This is a genomic window from Sutterella wadsworthensis, from assembly GCF_003315195.1.
Taxonomy (GTDB): domain Bacteria; phylum Pseudomonadota; class Gammaproteobacteria; order Burkholderiales; family Burkholderiaceae_F; genus Sutterella; species Sutterella wadsworthensis.
In genome coordinates this window covers 42587-62358 of record NZ_QNRV01000015.1, presented here as the reverse complement: position 1 = coordinate 62358, position 19772 = coordinate 42587, and the positions used below count along the sequence as shown (strand labels likewise).

General features: G+C 53.9%; 10 protein-coding genes. 7 read left to right on the top strand and 3 right to left on the bottom strand.

The features are described from left to right. Positions 1–414: 414 nt before the first annotated feature. From DES29_RS07370 to DES29_RS07340, 7 genes are all read left to right on the top strand, one after another. On the top strand, positions 415–1467 hold the full coding sequence (locus DES29_RS07370) for a proline racemase family protein (RefSeq protein ID WP_016474624.1): 1053 nt from the start codon (positions 415–417) through the stop codon (positions 1465–1467). A gap of 322 nt (positions 1468–1789) precedes the next feature. Beyond that, positions 1790–3112, top strand: a complete 1323-nt coding sequence (locus tag DES29_RS07365; protein WP_113854673.1) for an NAD(P)/FAD-dependent oxidoreductase — start codon at positions 1790–1792, stop codon at positions 3110–3112. A gap of 443 nt (positions 3113–3555) precedes the next feature. Continuing rightward, positions 3556–3933, top strand: coding sequence for a RidA family protein (locus DES29_RS07360; protein WP_113854672.1), 378 nt, complete (start codon positions 3556–3558; stop codon positions 3931–3933). Positions 3934–4144: 211 nt separating this feature from the next. Continuing rightward, entirely contained in the window at positions 4145–5761 is a 1617-nt protein-coding gene (locus DES29_RS07355; protein WP_113854676.1) for a BCCT family transporter, read from the top strand. Between the two features lie 153 nt (positions 5762–5914). Continuing rightward, positions 5915–7450, top strand: a complete 1536-nt coding sequence (locus tag DES29_RS07350; RefSeq protein ID WP_016474620.1) for a BCCT family transporter — start codon at positions 5915–5917, stop codon at positions 7448–7450. 128 nt (positions 7451–7578) lie between these two features. Next, positions 7579–8346: an IclR family transcriptional regulator gene (locus DES29_RS07345; RefSeq protein WP_113854671.1), complete on the top strand. Its 768-nt coding sequence runs from the start codon at positions 7579–7581 to the stop codon at positions 8344–8346. A gap of 1513 nt (positions 8347–9859) precedes the next feature. Continuing rightward, positions 9860–11032: a porin gene (locus tag DES29_RS07340; RefSeq protein ID WP_113854670.1), complete on the top strand. Its 1173-nt coding sequence runs from the start codon at positions 9860–9862 to the stop codon at positions 11030–11032. A 115-nt stretch (positions 11033–11147) separates the two neighbouring features. Here DES29_RS07340 and DES29_RS07335 read toward each other — a convergent pair whose 3' ends face one another. From DES29_RS07335 to dcuC, 3 genes are all read right to left on the bottom strand, one after another. Continuing rightward, the gene (locus tag DES29_RS07335; RefSeq protein ID WP_113854669.1) at positions 11148–15524 is read right to left on the bottom strand and encodes an acyl-CoA dehydratase activase-related protein; all 4377 of its coding nucleotides are present in this window, start codon (positions 15522–15524) and stop codon (positions 11148–11150) included. A gap of 713 nt (positions 15525–16237) precedes the next feature. Next, positions 16238–18076, bottom strand: a complete 1839-nt coding sequence (locus DES29_RS07330) for a flavocytochrome c (protein ID WP_170126119.1) — start codon at positions 18074–18076, stop codon at positions 16238–16240. Between the two features lie 316 nt (positions 18077–18392). After that, entirely contained in the window at positions 18393–19763 is a 1371-nt protein-coding gene (gene dcuC / locus DES29_RS07325; RefSeq protein ID WP_046446708.1) for a C4-dicarboxylate transporter DcuC, read from the bottom strand. Positions 19764–19772: the final 9 nt, after the last annotated feature.

Genomic DNA, 19772 nt, shown 5'->3' with positions numbered 1-19772 from the left:
ATTCCGAACAGGACAGTGAAACGCCTCTGCGCCGATGATAGTTGGTTGTATTTCCAGTGAAAGTAGGTCATCGCCAGGCTCCCTATACGAACCCCCGCAGATTTCGGTCTGCGGGGGTTTTCGCTACTTGGAGCTGGTGAAGTGGTTTGGTTTTCATGGGCACATGCAGAGTCCAGATCCTCCATATAACGCAAGAATTATCTCGATGCAGTCTGCAGAAGGCTGCTGGCATCGCCTTAACCATGCATGTCGCTCGGTTGTTGAACAGTGCTAAAACTAACTCTTTATGAGTAGGAGTTTATCCGGTTAAACAAAATGATGTAGAGGAAGTATTATTCATTTAACGAATTGCGGAACAACGTCCCGTAATTCGGAATTCATAAACAAACAGCTTCCAGCTACAAGGAGAATTTCATGAGCTTCAAGCGTGTCATCAACTGTGTGGAGACACATTCGGGAGAGCCGATGCGTGTCGTCACGGGCGGCGTGGCTCCCCTTAAGGGCAACAGCGTTTATGAGCAGATGGTCTATCTGCGTGAACACGACGATGCTCTGCGCAAGTTTCTTCTTCGCGAACCGCGCGGTTACCCGCCCCTTTGTTGCAATATTCTTGTTCCGCCGAAAGATCCAAAAGCCGCTGCCGGCTACATCATCATGGAGCAGGTTGAGTATCCGCTCATGTCGGGCGGCAATACGATCTCCGTTGCAACTGTGCTCCTTGAGACCGGCATTATTCCGATGGTCGAACCTGTTACGGAATTCATTCTCGAAGCACCAGCCGGCCTGATCGGAATTAAGGCCGAGTGCCACAATGGCAAGGTGACTCAGGTCACTTTTAAGAATGTTCCGGCTTTTGCTGCTTATGTAGACAAAGAAATAGATGTTCCGCATCTCGGTAAAGTGAAAGTAGATGTGGCTTGGGGTGGCATGTGGTACGTGATTGCCGATGTGCGTCAGTTCAAGGGGCTTGAACTCAAGCCCGAAATGGGACGTGAAATAACCCGTGTTTCCTCTCTTATCCTGCGAGCTGCTCAGGACCAGCTTCCTGTTCATCATCCGGACTATCCAGATGTAGGAATCACGATCTCGCAGCTTTCCGGACCGACGACAAATCCAAATGCGGACTGGAAGAACGCAGTAACGGTTGCTTCTGGGAACGTCGATTTTGATAATCCTTCTACTTGGATCGGTGCACTTGACCGCTGCCCCTGCGGCACGGGTACATGTGCAAAGATGGCCACGCTTTATGCCAAGGGCGAACTGAAACTGAACGAGAAGTTCCGCCATGAAGGACTGCTTGGCATCGTCTATACGGGCGAACTCGTCGAAAAGGTGAAGGTTGGTGAATACGACGCAGTTGTTCCCACAGTCGGCGGTCAGTCCTGGATCTATGGTTATAGCAATCTAGTGCTTGACCCGACGGACCCGCTCACTGAAGGCTACACAATCGGTGATCTTTGGGCCTGATTGAACAGCCTGAATTCTGGCAGGGGAGGTTTATTAGGGCTCAAATCCCGAGTATCTTCCCCTCTGAAAGATGCTTCGGGAGGATCACGGTCGGGTTGCAATCCTGTTCTCCTGTCTGCCCGAGCCGGTTTCTTCCACTATTGAAGAGCGTCGATACATAATTTTCTCTCCTGGTATCGGAGAAAAGAATATGTACATCCGTATCAAGTCTGCACTTCGAAAAATGGAGGGAGTGCGGCGGTATAGGACAGTCGAACGATCTCTTCTATTTTTTTATCGAAAATAAACGGTATTTAATACCATAATGCGGAATTAAATAGTTATGCAATCCGTGAAAATCTATCCCGCCGAACTCGGCGTGAGCGGCTGGCTAGAAACCTCAACCTATAAAAACCACCAGTTCAACCACGAGGACGAAATCCTTGACGAGTACGACTACGTTGTTGTGGGGGCCGGATATGGTGGTCTTGGAGCTGCAACACGGCTCAAGGAACTCTATCCGAATGCGAAAATAGCTGTTTTTGAGGCGCTCCGCATCGGATCGAATGATTCTGGTAAAAACGCTGGATTCCTGATCGATGTGCCTCATAAGTTCGGTGATGACGTCCTTACGCCCGAGGACGAGAAATGGACGGTACGCCTTAATGTCTTCGCGATCAACAAGATGCGTGAGGCAGTGAAGGCAAACAAGCTCGACGTCGACTGGAGTGAACACGGCAAGTATTTAGCTGCCCGCGAAAAGCGCTTTTGGAAGATTCTCGACCATGACCGAGAGATCCTCGACCGTATGAACATGAAGTACGACGACTTTGACCGCAGGCAGCTCGCCGAGCGGCTCGGCACAGGCTACTATAGCCGAGCGATCTTCAATCCTGGTTCAGTTCTCATCAATCCGGCTGAAGTCGTGCGTGCCCTTTTTACGACGCTCGGGCCCAATGTGCATATCTTTGAAAAAACTCCGGTGATGCAGATTGCCGGTAGCGAGACGAACCCTGTCGTGATCTTGCTCAACGGCAAGAAGGTGCGCTGCCGCGCTGCGATTGTCACTACCGGTCCTTTCCTGCAGGAACTTGGCCTCTCGGATCACCGCTTCTGTCCGATCATTTCGTACGGTGCGCTTTCGCGCCAGCTGTCGGCAGAAGAGATGGAGGACTTCCGCGGCATCGAACCCTGGGGAGTTACTGCTGCCAACTCTGCGGGTACTACGGTTCGCTTCACCAAAGACAACCGTCTCTTCGTCCGCAACGGCTTGCTTTACGGCACTTACTATACGTGTTCACCTGAGCAGATCCGACACTCGCAGAAATTGCTGCGTAAGGCCTTTGATAACCGCTTCCCTGATCATTCGCACGTTAACTTCGAATACGTCTGGGGCGGCATGATTCATCTCACGATGAATTCCAAGCCTGTTTTCGGTCGCCGCGGCAATGTCTTCTTTGCTGGTGTCGGCGAGGGAGCAGGCATCGCCAAGGTCTACACCATGGGTCACTTTCTCGCTGAATGGGCTAACGGCATCGAAAGCGAGGAGCTGTCCTACATGCAAAATGATGAAAAACCTTCATGGCTGCCGCCCGAACCGATCTGTACGCTCGGTGCCACAGTGCGATTGATCTACGAAGGCTTCAACGCTCAGGGTGAGGTTTGAAGAAGTCAAACTCGAAACAATCCCCACCAGGGGCAAGATGACTGATGGGAGCTCTAAGCTCCGCATTCATTGACAGATTGCTCCTTGGTTCCTCAAGCACGAATTTTGGCCGTTTGTCGAGACTGCCGCAGTTGATGACATACCTTTCAGGTTTATCGGCAAGGGATTTGTTGTTAGGGACGTAAAAGCGCAGCCGGCAAACCTTAACGAAGCGGTTAACTGCATGCGTTCCTGAAACGGCAGGATCTTACTTACACCGTGGAGCGTGTCGACAACGCCTGCGTGTGCGGAGAGTTGTCTTAAAAGTCCCTCGGTGGGGCGTTCTTGAATTTGCCCGCACGATCTCCAAGACCGTTGGGCGAAAAGTTTTATCAATTTTCCCGAAGTGGGACTGGGCGCTATGCGTCTGAAACCTTCTTCGGTCATTGGAAGGAATTCTTACCATGTCATTCACTACTATCAATGCTCCTGATGCGCCCAAAGCACTCGGTTCGTATTCGCACGGCATCAAGTCGGGCAGCATGATCCTCACCTCGGGCCAGATCGCGCTCGATCCGAAGACCGGAGTGCTTGAGAAGGAAACCTGCGCCTCGACGCGTCAGGTTCTCGCTAATCTCCTTGCCATTGTGCGTGCAGGCGGGGGTGATCTTGAAAGCATCGCTCGCGTTGACATTGCACTCACAGATGCTGTTGACTTATCTGTCTTCAATGACGAATACGCACACTTCTTTGGCACACATAAACCTGCACGCTTTACATACTTTGTCAAGGCACTGCCTGCAGGCGCAACAATGGAGCTTTCCGTCGCAGCATTTATTTAAGGCGATGCGCCTTACCTTGACGGGGGTTGTTTCGGACGCCTTGTGAAGCTTCGCTCTCTTGGTGGGGTAAATTCGGCTTTTTCATGTCCAAAGAGTGCTTTAGCGTACAAAGGAATGCGGGTTATTCCTAAGGTACGAGACTAGAACTAAATATCTAAACTCTAAATATTTAGAATTACATTCCGCAATGCGGTACAGATGAGTAATGCTGATGCCCTTAGTTCTCTCCCCCAAGCAAATTAATTTTCGTACGCTTTTGCCAGCGCTCACCTTTACGCTCGGCTTCATCATTGTTGGCGCAGCGGGGACGGAGCGCCTCGCCAGCAGTCTTGAGTGGCTGCTCGCCTTTCTTTCGGACAACTTCGGTGCGTTCCTGCTGCTTTTCGGGCTCAGCATTCTCTTCATCGTTATTGGCCTCACCTTCACTCGCGTGGGCGATCTCCGCCTCGGCGGAACGAACGCAAAACCTGACTTTTCTTACAGTACTTGGTTTGCGATCGCACTCAACGGCTGCATCGGCACGGGGATTCTCTTCTGGGCCATGGGCGAGCCGATCTTTCACATGGCGAAACCTCCTGCCGCAGCCAGTGCTGGACCTTTTACGCGTGAAGCTGCGATATTTGCCGTGGCTCAAACCTTTACACATTGGACATTGGTTCAATATGGGCTTTACACGTTCTGCGCTGTGGTGGTCGGCATCCTTGCTTGGAACTTTCACCGTGCGCTAGGCATTACTACATTCCTTGAGGAGTTTGTGAGTCCGCGCGTGTACCTCATCATCAAGGACTTTACCCATACTGCCTGCATTTGCTGCATTGCCGGTGCCGTCTCCTGCTCGATGGGAGTGGGCATTATGCAGATCAGTTCAGGTCTCGGATTCCTCAACATCATCGATCCCTCACCGATGGTTTGGTTCGTGATCGTGTCGATGCTAGCTTTTGTCTACACTATTTCAGCGCTTCTTGGTATCAAGCGCGGCCTCAATATACTCTCAAAGATCTGTACGGCGATTTTCGCCTCTCTGATGATCTATGCTGTGGTGGTCGGTCCTACGCAGTTCATCATGAATCTCTCAGTCACAGCTTTCGGTGACTATCTCAACAACTTTGTTGAACATTCGCTTATCCTGCCGACGCTAGCGCCAGGTGAAACTTGGTCGCGTGATTGGGATGTACAGTTCACTGCCTCCTTCTTTGTTTACGCTCCCATTCTTGGGCTGTTCCTTGCGCGCCTTGGGAAGGGTAGGACCATTCGTGAATTCGTTTGGATGAATATCTTTGCGCCCTCTGTTTTCTGCATCCTTTGGATTGGTGCATGGGCGAGCATGGCAGTATGGTGTCAATGGAGCGGAACTTTCGATATCTGGGCGCATGTTCAGGCAAGCGGCATGGAAAGTACGATCTTCGCGCTGCTCTCTACGCTTCCACAGGGCAGAATGCTGAGTGCTTTTTTTCTTTTTGCAGTCTTCTTCTCCTTCGCAACGCTTGCCGACGCGATCACAGGCACCATGGCCGTGCTTTCAACGAAAAATGCGAGTGTGGGCGAGGAACCGCCGGTGCTGATCAAGGCTCTCTGGGGCATTGTGATCGCCATGATTTCCTATGTGCTCATTATTTCTGGAGGACAGGATGCGATCCGCAGTCTCTTCACTCTGATAGGGCTGCCGATGGCTTTCGTCGTGATGCTTTACCTTTGGTACATCGTGCGCTACTCGAGCTATATCTTTGGGCAGACTGACAGGTTTGAACGCTGGCGCGCAAGCGGTGAAGCCGAACGCTGGCGCTCTTTGCGAGACCATAAGCCCGCGCCAATGCCTGAGCTCAACTGACCACGCTGTCCTTTCAACCCTCAATTCATCGACGCCGGCCGGATCCAAACACTGGCCCGTGAGGAGCTCTATCCCCACTCAGTACTTATACAGTTTTATATCTAATACGCGGAATTTAATCCCATAATATGGGACAACTAAACGGGTAACAACATGACAGTTTTCAAGAAAAAAACCGAACTTGCTAAAGGTGTTTTCTGGCCGAGCTACCTGATTGGCATTGCGGTGATCGTGCTCGGAATCGCAAATCAAAAGCTCTTCGGTTCAATCCTCGATGCTGGGCTCAATTGGGTGAGTGACAACTTCGGATGGTGGCTTGTGCTCTTCGCGCTTATCCTGGTATTGCTGGTTTTCGGCCTCGCTTTTTCCAAGGCGGGCGACGTGGTGATCGGCGGGGCAGGCGCGAAGCCTGAATACACGATGTGGCAGTGGTTCTCGATGAGTCTCAAGGGGGGTATTGGCACGGGTATCCTCTTCTGGGCGATGGGCGAGCCGATCTTCCACATGGCCGCACCCCCTGCAGCTGCAGGAGCGCAGCCCTTCACACGTGAGGCGGGTCTTTTCGCAATTTCCCAGACGATGCTGCACTGGACGATCGCCCAGTATGCGATGTATTCGCTCTGCGCCGTGGGCGTGGCGCTCATGGCCTACAATCGGCGCCGTACGATTTCAGTGTCCTCAATCTTCGAACCCTACCTTTCGAGTTCAGTTTACGGCGTCGTGAAAACCGTCGTTCCAATGGTGAGTCTGTTTTGCATCGTGGGCGCGCTCGCTTGTTCGATGGCCGTCGGACTTATGCAGATCAATTCGGGACTGAACTTTTTCTTCGGTCTGCCGATTGACGGGGTCACGGTCTTCGCGATTGCGGCCATCATGGTCACCGTTTATGTTGTCTCATGCCTCACAGGCATAAAGAAGGGCATGCGTGTTCTCTCGAGCTTCTGCACGATCGTCTTCATCGGCCTAATGGTTTATGTGCTTTGTCTTGGTCCGACGCGCTTTATTGTTGATGCAGGCACTGAGTCTCTCGGTGTGTTTTTCAACCGATTCTTCGAACACAGCGTGATTTTGCCAACGATGGCTGAGAACGAGACTTGGTCTAAGTCATGGATCATTATGTTCATGGCTTCCTTCTTTGTCTACGCACCTATCATCGGTCTTTTCCTCGCTCGTCTTGGCAAAGGCCGCACCGTACGTGAATTCATTTTCATGAATATCGGCGCTCCTACGCTCTTCTGTATCGTCTGGATCGCGATCTGGGGCGGCACAACTGTATGGCTTCAGTACACCGGTATTATGGATGTTTGGCAGAGTGTCAACGAAAAGGGGCTTGAAGTGACGATCTTCACGATTCTCTCGACACTGCCCTTCGCGAAGATTCTTGCAGCCTTCTTCATAATTGCCGTCTTTTTTTCCTTCTCGACAATGGCTGATTCGATTACGGGTACCATGGCGACTTTGTCGACGAAGAATCTTTCCGTCGATGACGAGGCGCCGCGCTGGTTAAAGATTATCTGGGGCGTAAGTTTTGGTGTGATCGGCTACCTGCTTGTCGCCACGGGGGGCGTCGATTCTGTGCGCGGCATGTTCACGATTGTGGGGCTGCCCATCTCCTTCATTGTCCTTGCCTATGCTTACTGTGTCATTCGGGAATGCGGCCGTATCGCGGCTGAAACTTTGAGACACTGATCCGCAGGATTTTCTTTATGCCGCATCTCTAGGATACCATTCCGGGATGCGGCATAATTATTTGTAAATAATGCAGAGCAGCGCTCTGTTCCCGAGCGCTGCAACATACAGGAACTGGAAGCTCCACCATGGATGAAGGCAAGAAGTACTATACGATCGGTTCGGTTGAAAAGGTCTGTGATTTGCTCGACACACTCTCAAAAAAGAGTTCTTGGGAACTTAACGAACTAGCCACAGAGATTGGGCTGCCTAAGACGAGTGTGCATCGGTTCCTGCTCACGCTCGCTGACAAGGGTTTCGTCGTCCAGGAAAAGCGCCGCGGCCGCTACTCGCTCTCCTATAAACTTTTTTCGATCGGCAGCAAGGTGGTTGAAAAGACCGGACTCCTCAAGATAGCTCGTCCTTATTTGGAACGTATTCTGACTGAGATCGATGAGACTGTGAATCTCGCGGTACCTTCGGGCACGGAGATGCTCGTGATTGACAAGCAGGTTTCGAGTCACGCGCTGCGGCAAGAAGTGCGTCTCGGAAGTACGTTCCCAATGATAAACAGCGCTTCAGGCCGAATTTTCCTTGCTTTTTCCGAAGAAGAGGAGCGTAAGCGACTCCTTTCACAGATCGCCGCAGAAGGGGGTGAGACGGTTCAGTCCAAAATAGAACTTTTCCGAGAGCGGTTCGCCTTGATCCGCTCCACTGGTGTTGAGGAGGATGACGAGGAGCAGTATGAGGGGATCCGCTGCATCGCAGTGCCAGTACTCGACGGCGAGAATGTCGCCTGCGGCGCCGTTTCGGTTTCAATTCCAACACTGCGTTACCGCGATGAGCTCGTGCACAGGGCTCGCGAAATCGCAGTAGAACAGGCATCACTCATATCTCGACGCATGGGGGCAGGTTAATCCTGAATCTAGAAGCTGTTGGTTCGAGTGATACTCCAGGGCGATGAGAAGCCTGCTCGCAGGATCAGCAAATTAAGTATTCATTTATAGAATGACCAGTTAACCGAAGAGATTATTTATTTAAAATAAAGAAATCAAGAATTGATCTCTGAGGCAATGAATGCTTATTGTCTTAAGAAATATATAGTTTCTGCGTCATATGCTTAATGCTGTTTAAACTGTGCTGTTTGTAAATAAAATCGAATTTTATTTTATCAATTTTATTATTGAATTTGCGGTTATTTTTAATGGTTTAAACATTAAGATCATTAAAAGTTTCTTTATAAAACAGGCGGACGCATTGACTTAAATCAAGATGCTGTTGATATTTTAATATATCAATTTGCTAATTGTTTTGGCGATCAGTATTTTTTCTCGTGCCTCATTAAGAATGAAGATCGTTTCATTGCTCTGTGTGAACGGGAAAATTATTTTTTGCTGGAGAGCGTTTTCTGAGTGCATCGTCTACCCGCATACAGTCGGCCAGCAACGCCATCTTGTGTGTGTATGGGGGGTATGGGTGAAGCAAAGGGACCAGTGTTACTGCTCGGTGTTGCTGCGGCAGCTGCTGGAGCACCGCTTCCTTCACAGCTGTGCAAAAACCCGACTGAACCTCAAGCGCGGGTCTTTCACAAAGCTGCATTTATCTTGGCAGCAGCTGGGGTAGGGGCTGGATCGTCTGGGAAATCATGGTGATAACTTGTCTCATTGACCAAAGTCTTTTCCAGGCTGAAACAAAAGGCTCTTTGGGCGTACTGAGGAAATTTGGCAGTGGTATTGATGATGGAATCGGCTGCAAAGCAGACGACATTTTTGCGGACCAAGCATTAGGATTTCTTGGTGATCTGATCCCGTGATGTTTGATATGCGAAGATGCAGCACAAAGCCTCGGCATTGGGTTCCTTGATGGCATAAAACTTGTCGCTAGATTTTTACATCACTAAAGCACAAAAAGATACGAATTAAGATGAGAGATAACATTTTAAAAAAGAAGCCTTTCAAAATTTATTTGTTCATTTTTATGGGGCTGACATAGCAAAACCGCAGATCGTTAACCTCACTTACTCGAGTTCGGGATCTGTTATTCGGGAGTTCAGGCTTTGATGAGTGTGATTTTGCTGCTCTCTGAATGGAGCCGTATCCAGTTGTAGCACTCACCTCGTATTCAAATATTTAGTTGTATTAAAGATACATTTGGCGAAGCGGTAAAGCGGGGCGAGTTGTCTATAACACTTTGAAATTCAAATAAAAACAAAGGCGAGTTAAGTGAAAACCCTGTGGCGGGGGGGGGGGTAATGAAAGAATGCCGTTTGAGTTCAGGCGCAAGCCTGAGCTCCTTAAGCAGTCAGAAGCCACCGGCGGTCATTCTTTGGACGGAGCGGCCGCCGGTTTTACTTCGGCTGCCTAACGCAAGCCTGCTCCGCCCCTCCCCGCAGAGCAGGATAACTCAAACATATTGAATAAGGCTCTGAAAATGAAAAAGACACTCGCTGCTCTGGCTGTCCTGGGCGCTTTTGCTGGTAGCGCTGCTGCCGCTGACGTTACGCTTTACGGCGTCGTTGACCTTGGTCTTAACTATCAGTACTCCAAGGTTGGTGATGCTGATGCTGTGAATACCTTTAAAGAACAGGCTGGTCAGAATTCCGGTTCCCGTTTCGGCTTGAAGGGTACGGAAGATCTTGGCAACGGCGTTAAGGTTGGTTTTATTCTGGAAAACGGCTTCGCTGCTGATGACGGCACGATGTCGCAGGGCGGCCGTCTCTTTGGCCGTGAAGCCAATCTCTTCGTGACAGGTGATTTCGGTACGCTCTCTATGGGCCGGGTCGGCGCGCTCTCTGCCGGCGTTGGTTCCTACAATGTGGTTTATGGCTACACCGTTTTCGGCACGGGCTGGGGCGATACGGCCGGCGCCAAGAGTCTCTTTAATCTCTCCGACCGCGATCGTATGGACAACACCGTGACCTATGTCACGCCGTCCTTCGCCGGCGTCAAGGTTTATGCTCAGTACTCCTTCAACCGCAATGGTCAGGAAGCTGCCGGCAACGAACGCAACAACGACCGTTATGCCGGTCTTGGTGCCAAGTATGAGCTCGGCGCTTTCAGCACGGGCCTCGTCGTGGATACCGTTTTGAACGCGGCTAATACTCCAGCGAATTCCGAAGACTCTCTCGGCGTGACATGGGGCGCTTCCTATGACTTCGGCGTTGCCAAGGTCTACGGCATGGCTCAGTACGGCAAGAACGAGAACAAGATGGGCGGCTACAGTGTTACCGACATCAAGGGAAACCAGACAGGATTTGCCGCTGTTGATGGCGAAGGTCTTGAAGGTTACGCTTTGACACTTGGTGCGACTGCTCCGGTTCTTGGCGGCACCGTTTATGCTCAGGCTAACTATGTCGACGGTGAAACGAGTGCTGATGTCACCTCAACCCTCGCCACAGCGGTTAAGGCTGTGAAGACGGCTGACTTCGATCGTTGGGGTCTTTCTGCTGCTTATTCTTATCCGTTCAGCAAGCGCACAATGGTTTACACATTTGCGGCATACAGCGAAGGTACTCTCAAGGTTACCGACGTTGTGAGCGGAGCTGTTGACAAGACGAAGACCAAGAAGGGTGAATTTGGTCTTGGCCTCGTTCACAAGTTCTAATTGCACCAGCAGCTGCAAGCGCTGACTTCAGCCTTTGTGAGTTAGGAAACCGGCATTCCTTGGGGATGCCGGTTTTTTGTTTTTAAACCGCATTCAAATGAACGCAGTCGGAGCGTCAGCAGGCCGCCTGACCGCCGCCGCGGTCCTTGTGCGGGCTCTCGGATGCATCAACCGCAATATTGGCTGACGGCGTGATGGGGATGATGCGGTGCGCCGTCGGCACCGGCTCGTCAACAGCAATTCCCCGCTCGAAGTTTTCTCTTGCTTGTGCGAGAAAAAGCTTCAGGCGGTTGGAGACATTGGTTTTAGAGGTGCCGGCTTCAAAGTCGATGGCGCAGATATTGGCGAGGGGATTTTCTTCGCGGAGCCGCCGGATGACGCCTTTCCCGGTAACGTGGTTGGGCAGGCACCCAAAGGGCTGCAGACACACGACGTTGGGCGTTCCGGAGTGAATAAACTCCACCATTTCGGCGGTCAAGAGCCACCCTTCGCCGGCTTCCTGACCGGCGGACACAAGTCCGTCAATGCGCTCGAGGTCTTCCGCGAGGGTCGACACGCCTGCCACTGGTGTTCCGTCAAGTGCTTTGCGCATGATGCCGCGGAGATGCTCAAACCAGCGGATCATCAGCCAGGCTCCCATGGCTTTCAGGCGCGGTCCGCCGAAGACCTTGGCCTGATTGATGTGGTCATAGAGGCAGTAGAGGAAGAATGCGGCCAGGTCACCGAGCACCGGTTCCGCGCCTTCATCAATGATCTCCTGCACGATGCCGAGATTGGCGGCGGGATGGTACTTAAGTAGAATTTCGCCGACGATGCCCACCCGAATCTTCTCTGTGCCGTCCATCGGCACAGCGAAGAAGTCGCGCACCATGGCACGGGCGTCGTCAGCAAAGCGTCGGGCATCTCCGGCGGCCGCGGCTTGAGCGGCTCTGGCGGTCCAGCGGTCAACGAGACGCTGCGCATCGCCCGGATGAAGCTCATGGGAGCGAACATGAAGCGAGAGGCGCTGCAGCATGTCGCCGTAGAGCGTTGCGAGCATGAGGCGTCTGAGGCCGCCGAGCCCCACGTTAAGGGTCTGCGCGCCTTCAATGCTTCCGCCCGAGAGACACACAACGGGCACCCTCTCCAGGTGAAGGTCTTTGAGTGCCCATCGCAGCAGCGTCGGGTAGTTTGTGGCACGGCAGGGGCCGCACGTCTGAGCGAGTAGCAGCGCACTGTGGTCGGGATCAACGGCATGCGTCTTCAAAGCGTCGAGAAGCTGCCCGATCACGACGATTGCCGGGTAGCAGGCATCGTTGTTCACGTGCTTTAAGCCTTCTTCGATCGCCTGAGGACGTACTTCGGGCAAAAGCTCCACGCGCCAGCCGACTGCGCCTAATGCGGCGCAAATCACCGGGAAGTGGATCGGTGCCATTTGCGGCGCATAGATCACGCGGTCGGCGAGCATTTTGTCGAGCGGCACCGGAGTGTCCGTAGACTTTGTCATGTCTTCGAGGCTCTCCGCCGCCGCTTTCTGGTCGCTGCGCCGGCGATCTGCGAGCGCGGCCAGGAGCGACTTCAGTCGAATGCGTGCTGCGCCGAGCGTATCGCCCTCATCAATTTTGAGGGTGGTAGCGATTCTTCCGCGCTGAGCGAGAAGGCGTTCAATCTGCTCGGAGGTGACGGCGTCGATGCCACAGCCAAAACTCATGAGCTGCACGAGCTCTGCGGATCGGCTCTCCCGTACGAGCGCTGCTGCACGGTAGAGGCGCGAGTGGAAGGTCCATTGATTGACGACCTCGATGTCGCTTGGAACCGCTGCGAGGTGCGCTACGGCGTCTTCCGTGACGACTTCAGCGCCCATGGATTCAATCAAGGCGGGGAGTCCGTGATTAATGAGCGGGTCAAGATGGTAAGGCCGCCCGGCGAGCACGATGAGCGGTTCGCCCGAGGTTTCATGCCGGCGCCACAGTGCTTCGCCCGCTTGACGCAATGCTGCGCGGTAGTCTTCGAGCGCTGCGTGAGCGGCATCGACCGCCTGACGCACTTTTTTGGGGGAAAGGGCAGGCCACGCGGATGTGACCGCGCGAACGACGCTTTCGGGGAACTCAAGATCTACGAAAGGCGTGAGGATGCGGGCGTTCGGGAGCGTGGAGGCGAGCGAGAGGCGCATGGCTTCCGGATAGCCGCCCGCCACGGGACAGGCAAAGCGCCCGTCGATATGCTTTTCGCCCGAATGTCTGGGGCCCTCGAGCGGCACGCAGGGCATCCAGATGTCTGCAATGCCTTTGCGGGCGAGGTCAGCGGCGTGGCCGTGAGCGAGTTTCGCCGGGAAGCACAGGCTCTGCGACGGCACGGTTTCGGAGGCGCTCGAGGCGAGGGCATGGTCGGACGGGCGCGAGAGCTCCACGCGAAAGCCTAGGCAGCTGAAAAGTTTGAACCAGTAGGGGTAGTGTTCGTAGGTATTGAGTGCGCGCGGGATTCCGACAACGCCCATGGCGGCCGCTTCCAAAGGGAGCGGTTCGCCCGCAAAGAGCCGTTCGAGCTTCCAGTCAATGAAGGACGCTTTCTTCCGTCGGCCCGCACCCGCGCTTTTCTGTGCGAAGTCACAGCGATTCCCCGAAAAGAACTTGTCGCCCGAAGGGAAACGGTTCATCGTGAGGCGGCAGTGATTGCCGCAGCCGCGGCAAAGCAGTTCTCGCTGAATGACTTTGCCCGCATCGAGCTTTGCCGGATCGAGGTCGATTTCCGGCACTGCCGCGCTGGTGCGTTCCATGGCAATCAGCGCTGCGCCGTAGGCGCCCATCAGTCCGGCGATGTCCGGCCGAATAACGGGGCGGCCGATCTGCTCCTCAAAAGCACGCAGAACGGCGTCATTGAGAAACGTGCCGCCCTGAACGACGACGTGTTCGCCGAGCTCTGCCGGATCGTGAATGCGCAGCACTTTGTAGAGCGCATTTCTGACAATTGAACGGCATAAGCCCGCGGCGATGTCTTCGAGCGATGCGCCGTCGCGCTGGGCTTGGCGCACCTTGGAATTCATGAAAACCGTGCAGCGGGTGCCGAGGTCGCAGGGTTCCTTCGAAGCGAGCGCAGCCTCAACGAATTGAGGGAGCGTGAGCGAGAGCTGCTTGGCAAACGTCTGCAGAAAAGAGCCGCAGCCCGATGAGCAGGCTTCATTAAGCTTCACGCTGCGGATGAGGCCGTGCTCAACCTCCAGACATTTCATGTCCTGGCCGCCGATGTCGATGACATAGCTCACATTGGGTTCAAAGGCGGCGGCAGCGCGTTCGTGCGCGAGCGTTTCGACTTCGCTGAATGCGGCGCCGAGCGCCGCTCGGGCGAGGTCTGCGCCGTATCCGGTGGTACAGGCCTGCCGAATGTGTGCTTTGGCGGGCACGACACAGAGGAGCGCCTTTACGGCACGATAGAGGCGTTCGAGCGGCTGCCCTTCATTTTGTTCGTACCAGCTGTAAAGGAGGCGCCCCTGAGCATCGAGCACGACGCCCTTGACGGTGGTTGAACCAAGGTCGGCCCCGAGAAAGAGGTCGCCCTCTGCATTTTCGATGGGCGAACGCTCAACGCACTCTCGGCGGTGGCGCTCGGTGAAGGCTTCCCGTTCTGCCGGATTTTTGAATAACGGCGGCAGCCCCGAGCCGCGGTTCTCCGGCGCTGCGGAGAGGATCTCACGGACTAAATCGTCAATCGAATGCCAGACGCGGGAGCGATGCGCTCGGGAGGCCGGATCCATGCCTTCCATGGCAGCGCCGATGGCCACGGCGCAGTGCGCATCGCAAAAGGAAGCAAAGGTTGTCCCCGTCGACGAGAGACGCCGTTCAAAGGCGGCGCGAAGCTCTGAAAGAAAAGTGAGCGGTCCGCCGAGAAAAGCAATTTTGCCTCTGACAGGACGCCCGCAGGCGAGGCCGCTCACGGTTTGTTCAGCGACTGCGTCAAGCACCGACCGGGCCACTTCGGACTTCGGCACGCCGCCGTTCAAGAGCGCTACCAAATCGGTTTTGGCAAACACGCCGCAGCGCGATGCCATCGGATGCGAGATCTCGGCCTCACTCGCGAGTTTGTTGAGTCCGGCTGCATCAACATCCAAGAGCGATGCCATTTGATCGATAAAAGCGCCTGTGCCGCCTGCACAGGCTTCGTTCATGCGCAGTTCAACGCCGTTGGATAAATAGAGGAGCTTAGCGTCCTCTCCGCCCAATTCAATGGCGGCATCCAAATCGGGCGCTCGGTGTTTGAGGTAGCGCGAAGCGGCGATGACCTCCTGCACGAAGCCCGCACCGAGCGCATCCGCCAGCCCCAAAGCTCCGGAACCCGAAAAAAGCACATGGACGGGCGCGTCATGCGTTCTGAGCGCGAGTGCGCGAAGCACCTTTTCAAGCGTCTGTTTGACCGCACTGCCATGCCGAACATAGTCGTGAGAGAGCAGTACGCCCGATTCCGACAAAAGTGCGTATTTGACCGTGGTCGAACCGAGGTCGATGCCGATGGTGAGCATGTTGCGAACAAATTCCTCAGACTTCAATCAGAAGCGGGTTTGCAGGGCGTCTTTCGTGTACGGTACGTCCTGTCGGACAGGACGAATTGACATTGCTGATGTGACAAATTTAATTGTATTCAATGACTGACCGGTCAGTATAAAAAGAAGGGTTTCCAAATTTTTATGATCTCTCACTCATAATTTAGCTAACTTAAAAACGAATAATACGTCGTTACAAATAAGTGTTAACCCTGATTTATTCGTATGAGGGGGAGAGCGGCAAACGCAAACGAAGGCATGACTGCTCTTGCCCTGTTTATCGGTGTGGGAGGCGTGACAGAATACTGCGGCGGATTTCGGCTCTCTTCGCCGTCTCGAGTAAGGTTCAGAAACATGCCCGACTTATCACGTCACAGGATCCCCCGACGCGGATACTGAGCCAGTGTCTGACTTTCGGCAGCAACGAAAAACGCCTGCCGGGAGTTGGGATGAATCTCTTGACAGGCGCTTGGACGTTAGTTGCTGCCGGTCTGGAATCGCTGGGAGCTGAGTTTGACACCATGTCTTGACAGGAGGCTGAACGGTGTCTGAGCTCTCTTAACAGACTTCTTTTCTACAGCAAGGAACGGAGAATTTCTGCCGAGTCTTCACGAGCTTTGAAGCGCGTGAAGATCTCTTAAACAGATTGCAGATTATTGAATGACTCGGCTTTTCTGAGTCGTTTAATTCACTTATGGCTGTTTGGCGACTGCTTTTTCGGCTTCCTGCGCAGCAATGCGGCCGAAGACGATGTTTCCGGCTACAGCATTGCCGCCGTAGCGGTCATCGCCGTGCCATTCGCCAACGACTTCGCCGGCAGCAAGGAGTCCCGGAATTACTTCGCCGCGTTGATTGAGTACATGAGTGCGTGCATCCGTTCGAAGCCCGCCCAGTGTTCCGCCGACAGCCAGCACGACGTCAATGGCATACAGCTTGCCTTTGTTTAGCGGTTCAGGCAGTTCTTTGCGGCCGAAGTCTTCATCTTTGCCGTTCTTGACGAATTCCGCGTAGCGCTTCATCGTTTGAGCAAAGGCTGCTTCCGGAAGACCGAGTTTTTGAGCCAGTGCTTCGGGCGTATCGGCTTCAACCACTACACCGAGTTTCACGTAGCCTTGGTGAACCTTCGGACGCTTAGCCACGACACCGTCGTCATAGATAAGCCAGACTTTCTGGGCAGGCTGCTTCAGCATTGCGGCGCCGAGTTCATTGCGAGGCGCATTGTCATTGAAGAAACGTTTGCCTTGATTGTTGATGAGAATACCGCCGTTCGTGCGCATGGCGAGCGTAATCATTAGGCTTGTGCCTGATGCAATATTCGGGTGCACCTGAACACGCTCGAGGTGCGTGACATTGGCTCCGACCTCTTGGCCAAGATAAATGCCGTCACCGTGCGAACCAGGCTGTGCTGAGGTCACCATGCCGAAGAACTCAGGATGGTATTTACTGACGAGCTGGCTGTTGTTGGCATAGCTCCCGGTCGCAAGAAGTACGGTTGGAGCTTCAATGCGGTAAAGCCCCGTGTTTTTGCCTTTCACTAAAACGCCGGTAACGCGTCCGGAGGCGTTATGTTCAATGCGGACCACCTGAGAGTTGACTCGCACATCTGCACCGGATTTTTCCAGCACGGGCTTCATGGTTGCCACCATATAGCGTCCAATGCCGCCCGACTTTGTATAGTGCATGCGCGGAACCGTGCAGCCGCCGTAGACGCCGTGGTCAAGGTCAAGGTGGCCGCCCATCGCCTCAAACCATTCCAACGCGCTGTTGCTTTGCTGAGCCAATGTGCTGAGGAGCACTTTGTCGTTCGTGCCTTTGCCGACCTTGAGCGTATCTTTGACAAAAATTTCTGGTGAATCCTTGAAGCCGGCTTCTTTTTGCTGTTTCGAACCGGCAACGTTCATTCCGCCTGTTGATAAAAGAGAGGAGCCGCCGATGATGGGCATCTTCTCGAGCATTACGACATTCAGCCCGTTTCGGGCAGCATCAATGGCCGCTGCCATACCGGCTCCGCCGCCGCCAACGATGACAAAGTCGGCTTTTTCCGTTCGATTCGGTACCGCATCCTTATAGATGGATAGGTCTTGCGGTTCGTAAGCTATCTTTTGTCGACCGAATTTCATCGGCATATCAAAGACATGGCAGTTGTTGCAGTATGAGAACGAAGCTTCGTGTCCACCATGACACGTCGTGCAGGAGTCAATTGAAAGGTGTCCGGCATGCGCGCTGATAGTCTTGCCGGCGGCATGGTCTTTCTTGCCTAACGCATCATAGGTGCCGTGACAGGCAGTGCAGTTCTTGTCAATTTCGGATTGACTGTCGGAAACTGCATCCGTCGGGTGGCAGGCAGAGCAGTTCGCCGTAAGCTTGTTCTGCATATGGTAGCCGGCCAGATAGTCGGCTTTGGCACCGTGTGAATAAACCTGATGAGCGGCTGCTGTATCCATGCTTTCGGCTGCTGAACTTGGAGGCGAAATTCCGCTCAGGGCTAAGGCGATGACCGCAGCCAATGCAGAGGTCCATTTTGGGGTCATGATATTTCTCCGTTTAATCTCAAGCTCTTTTTTTAATGTCAGAGTCTTGAGATCTCTCATTTTGTTGAGCCGTCAATGGCACTTCTATCTGGAGAAACGCGAGCCTTGAAAGTAGACATTTTGCTATTGAGGTCAATGTTGATGCAGCGCATGGATTTCGTTTGCTGTCAACGATCGATCTTTGGTCTGAAGGAAGCAGCTGTGAAGTTATGAAAAACGCCTGCCGAAAGACGGAGGAGCAGTCTTTCAGCAGGCGCTTGAGGGGGAGGGGTTTTGCCAACAGTCTTAAACCAGCAGACCGTTGGCCGGAGATGCATCAGCCGATAAAGATTTCGTTGGCAATGATGGCTGTGATGATGCCGAGAATCATTGGAATCCAGGTACGGCGGACAATCGCCATCGGGGAGACGCCGGCGGCGCCGGCCACAGCGATGATCACGCCGGCAACCGGGCTCATGGCGCGCAGCAGGCCGGAGGCAAACTGCATCGGCGTGACCAGTTCGGCAACCGAGCCGCCCAGACCGGCAGCGACGTCAGGCGCGAGCGTGGCAAAGGACGAGTAAGCGCCCACACCGGAACCCGTGAGGAAGGTCACGATCGAGACGATGGCTGTCAGAATCACTGTCATCGCACCCATGCCCGCGCCGACGCCCTGCGCGGAATTGATGAGGATGTCGATGAGGCCGGAGACTTTGAGGCCGGTGGCGAAGAATTCCGCACAGATAATCAGTGCGACGATGCCGGCGAACATCTTGCCCATCGACTGGAACATCGCGAGACCGTCCTTAAAGACCTTCTTCACGTCACGGGACCGGATGATTTCAATGATGACGACGCCGATCCAAACCATAAAGAGCGCGCTCACCGTGTCAAGCTTGATGGAAGCAACGACGAGTTTGGAGAAGATGATGAGCAGTGCAATCGGCAAAATGGGGAAGACGGCGTACCACTTCGGAGCAGCCGGCTGATCCGCGGCTTTGGCTGCGGAAACATCGGTATAAACGTCATCGTTCTTCTTGTCATAGAAACGCTGCACGAAGTAGTGGGCGGCGGCAATGACAATCAAGGTCGGGACGGCAACGGGAAGCTGATATTGGACCAGATAAATCACCGGATCAAGGCTGCCGACCTGTGCGGCGAGATTGGCCGTGCCGGCCGTCGGCGCAAAGGTCACGCCGGCCGATGTGCCGATGACCGCGGCAGCGGCGGCAGCAGAAGTGCCCACGGCCTTAAGGATCGGAAAGAGAGCGACGAGGAGCAGCATTGCGAGGCCGGCGGCGGACGGGATCACCATGACCAGAATCTGACCGACGAAATAGCCGCCGACGAGCACGAGGTACGGTGCGCGCAGCATGCTGAGGGGTTTCACGGCGATGTCAACCAAGGCCTTGGCGGCGCCGATGCGGTCCATATAGGCAGCAAAGCCGCCGGCCGTCATAATCAGAAAGCCGATGCCGGCGCTCTGCTTGGTGGCAATGGATTTGAGCGTATTGAAGATGTCAAAGAGCACGAATCCTGAGGGCTTCACGCCTTTGGGAAGGAAGTTCGGGTCGCCGAGAACGACCGCGCAAAGCAAAATCGCGAGACCGGCGAAGAGCAGAACCATGTGGGTGGAGTAGCGCTTAATCAGCGCCCAGCCGGCCAGTGCGGTGACGATCACCGCAATCCAAGGCATCAGGGCATACATAGTCGTCTT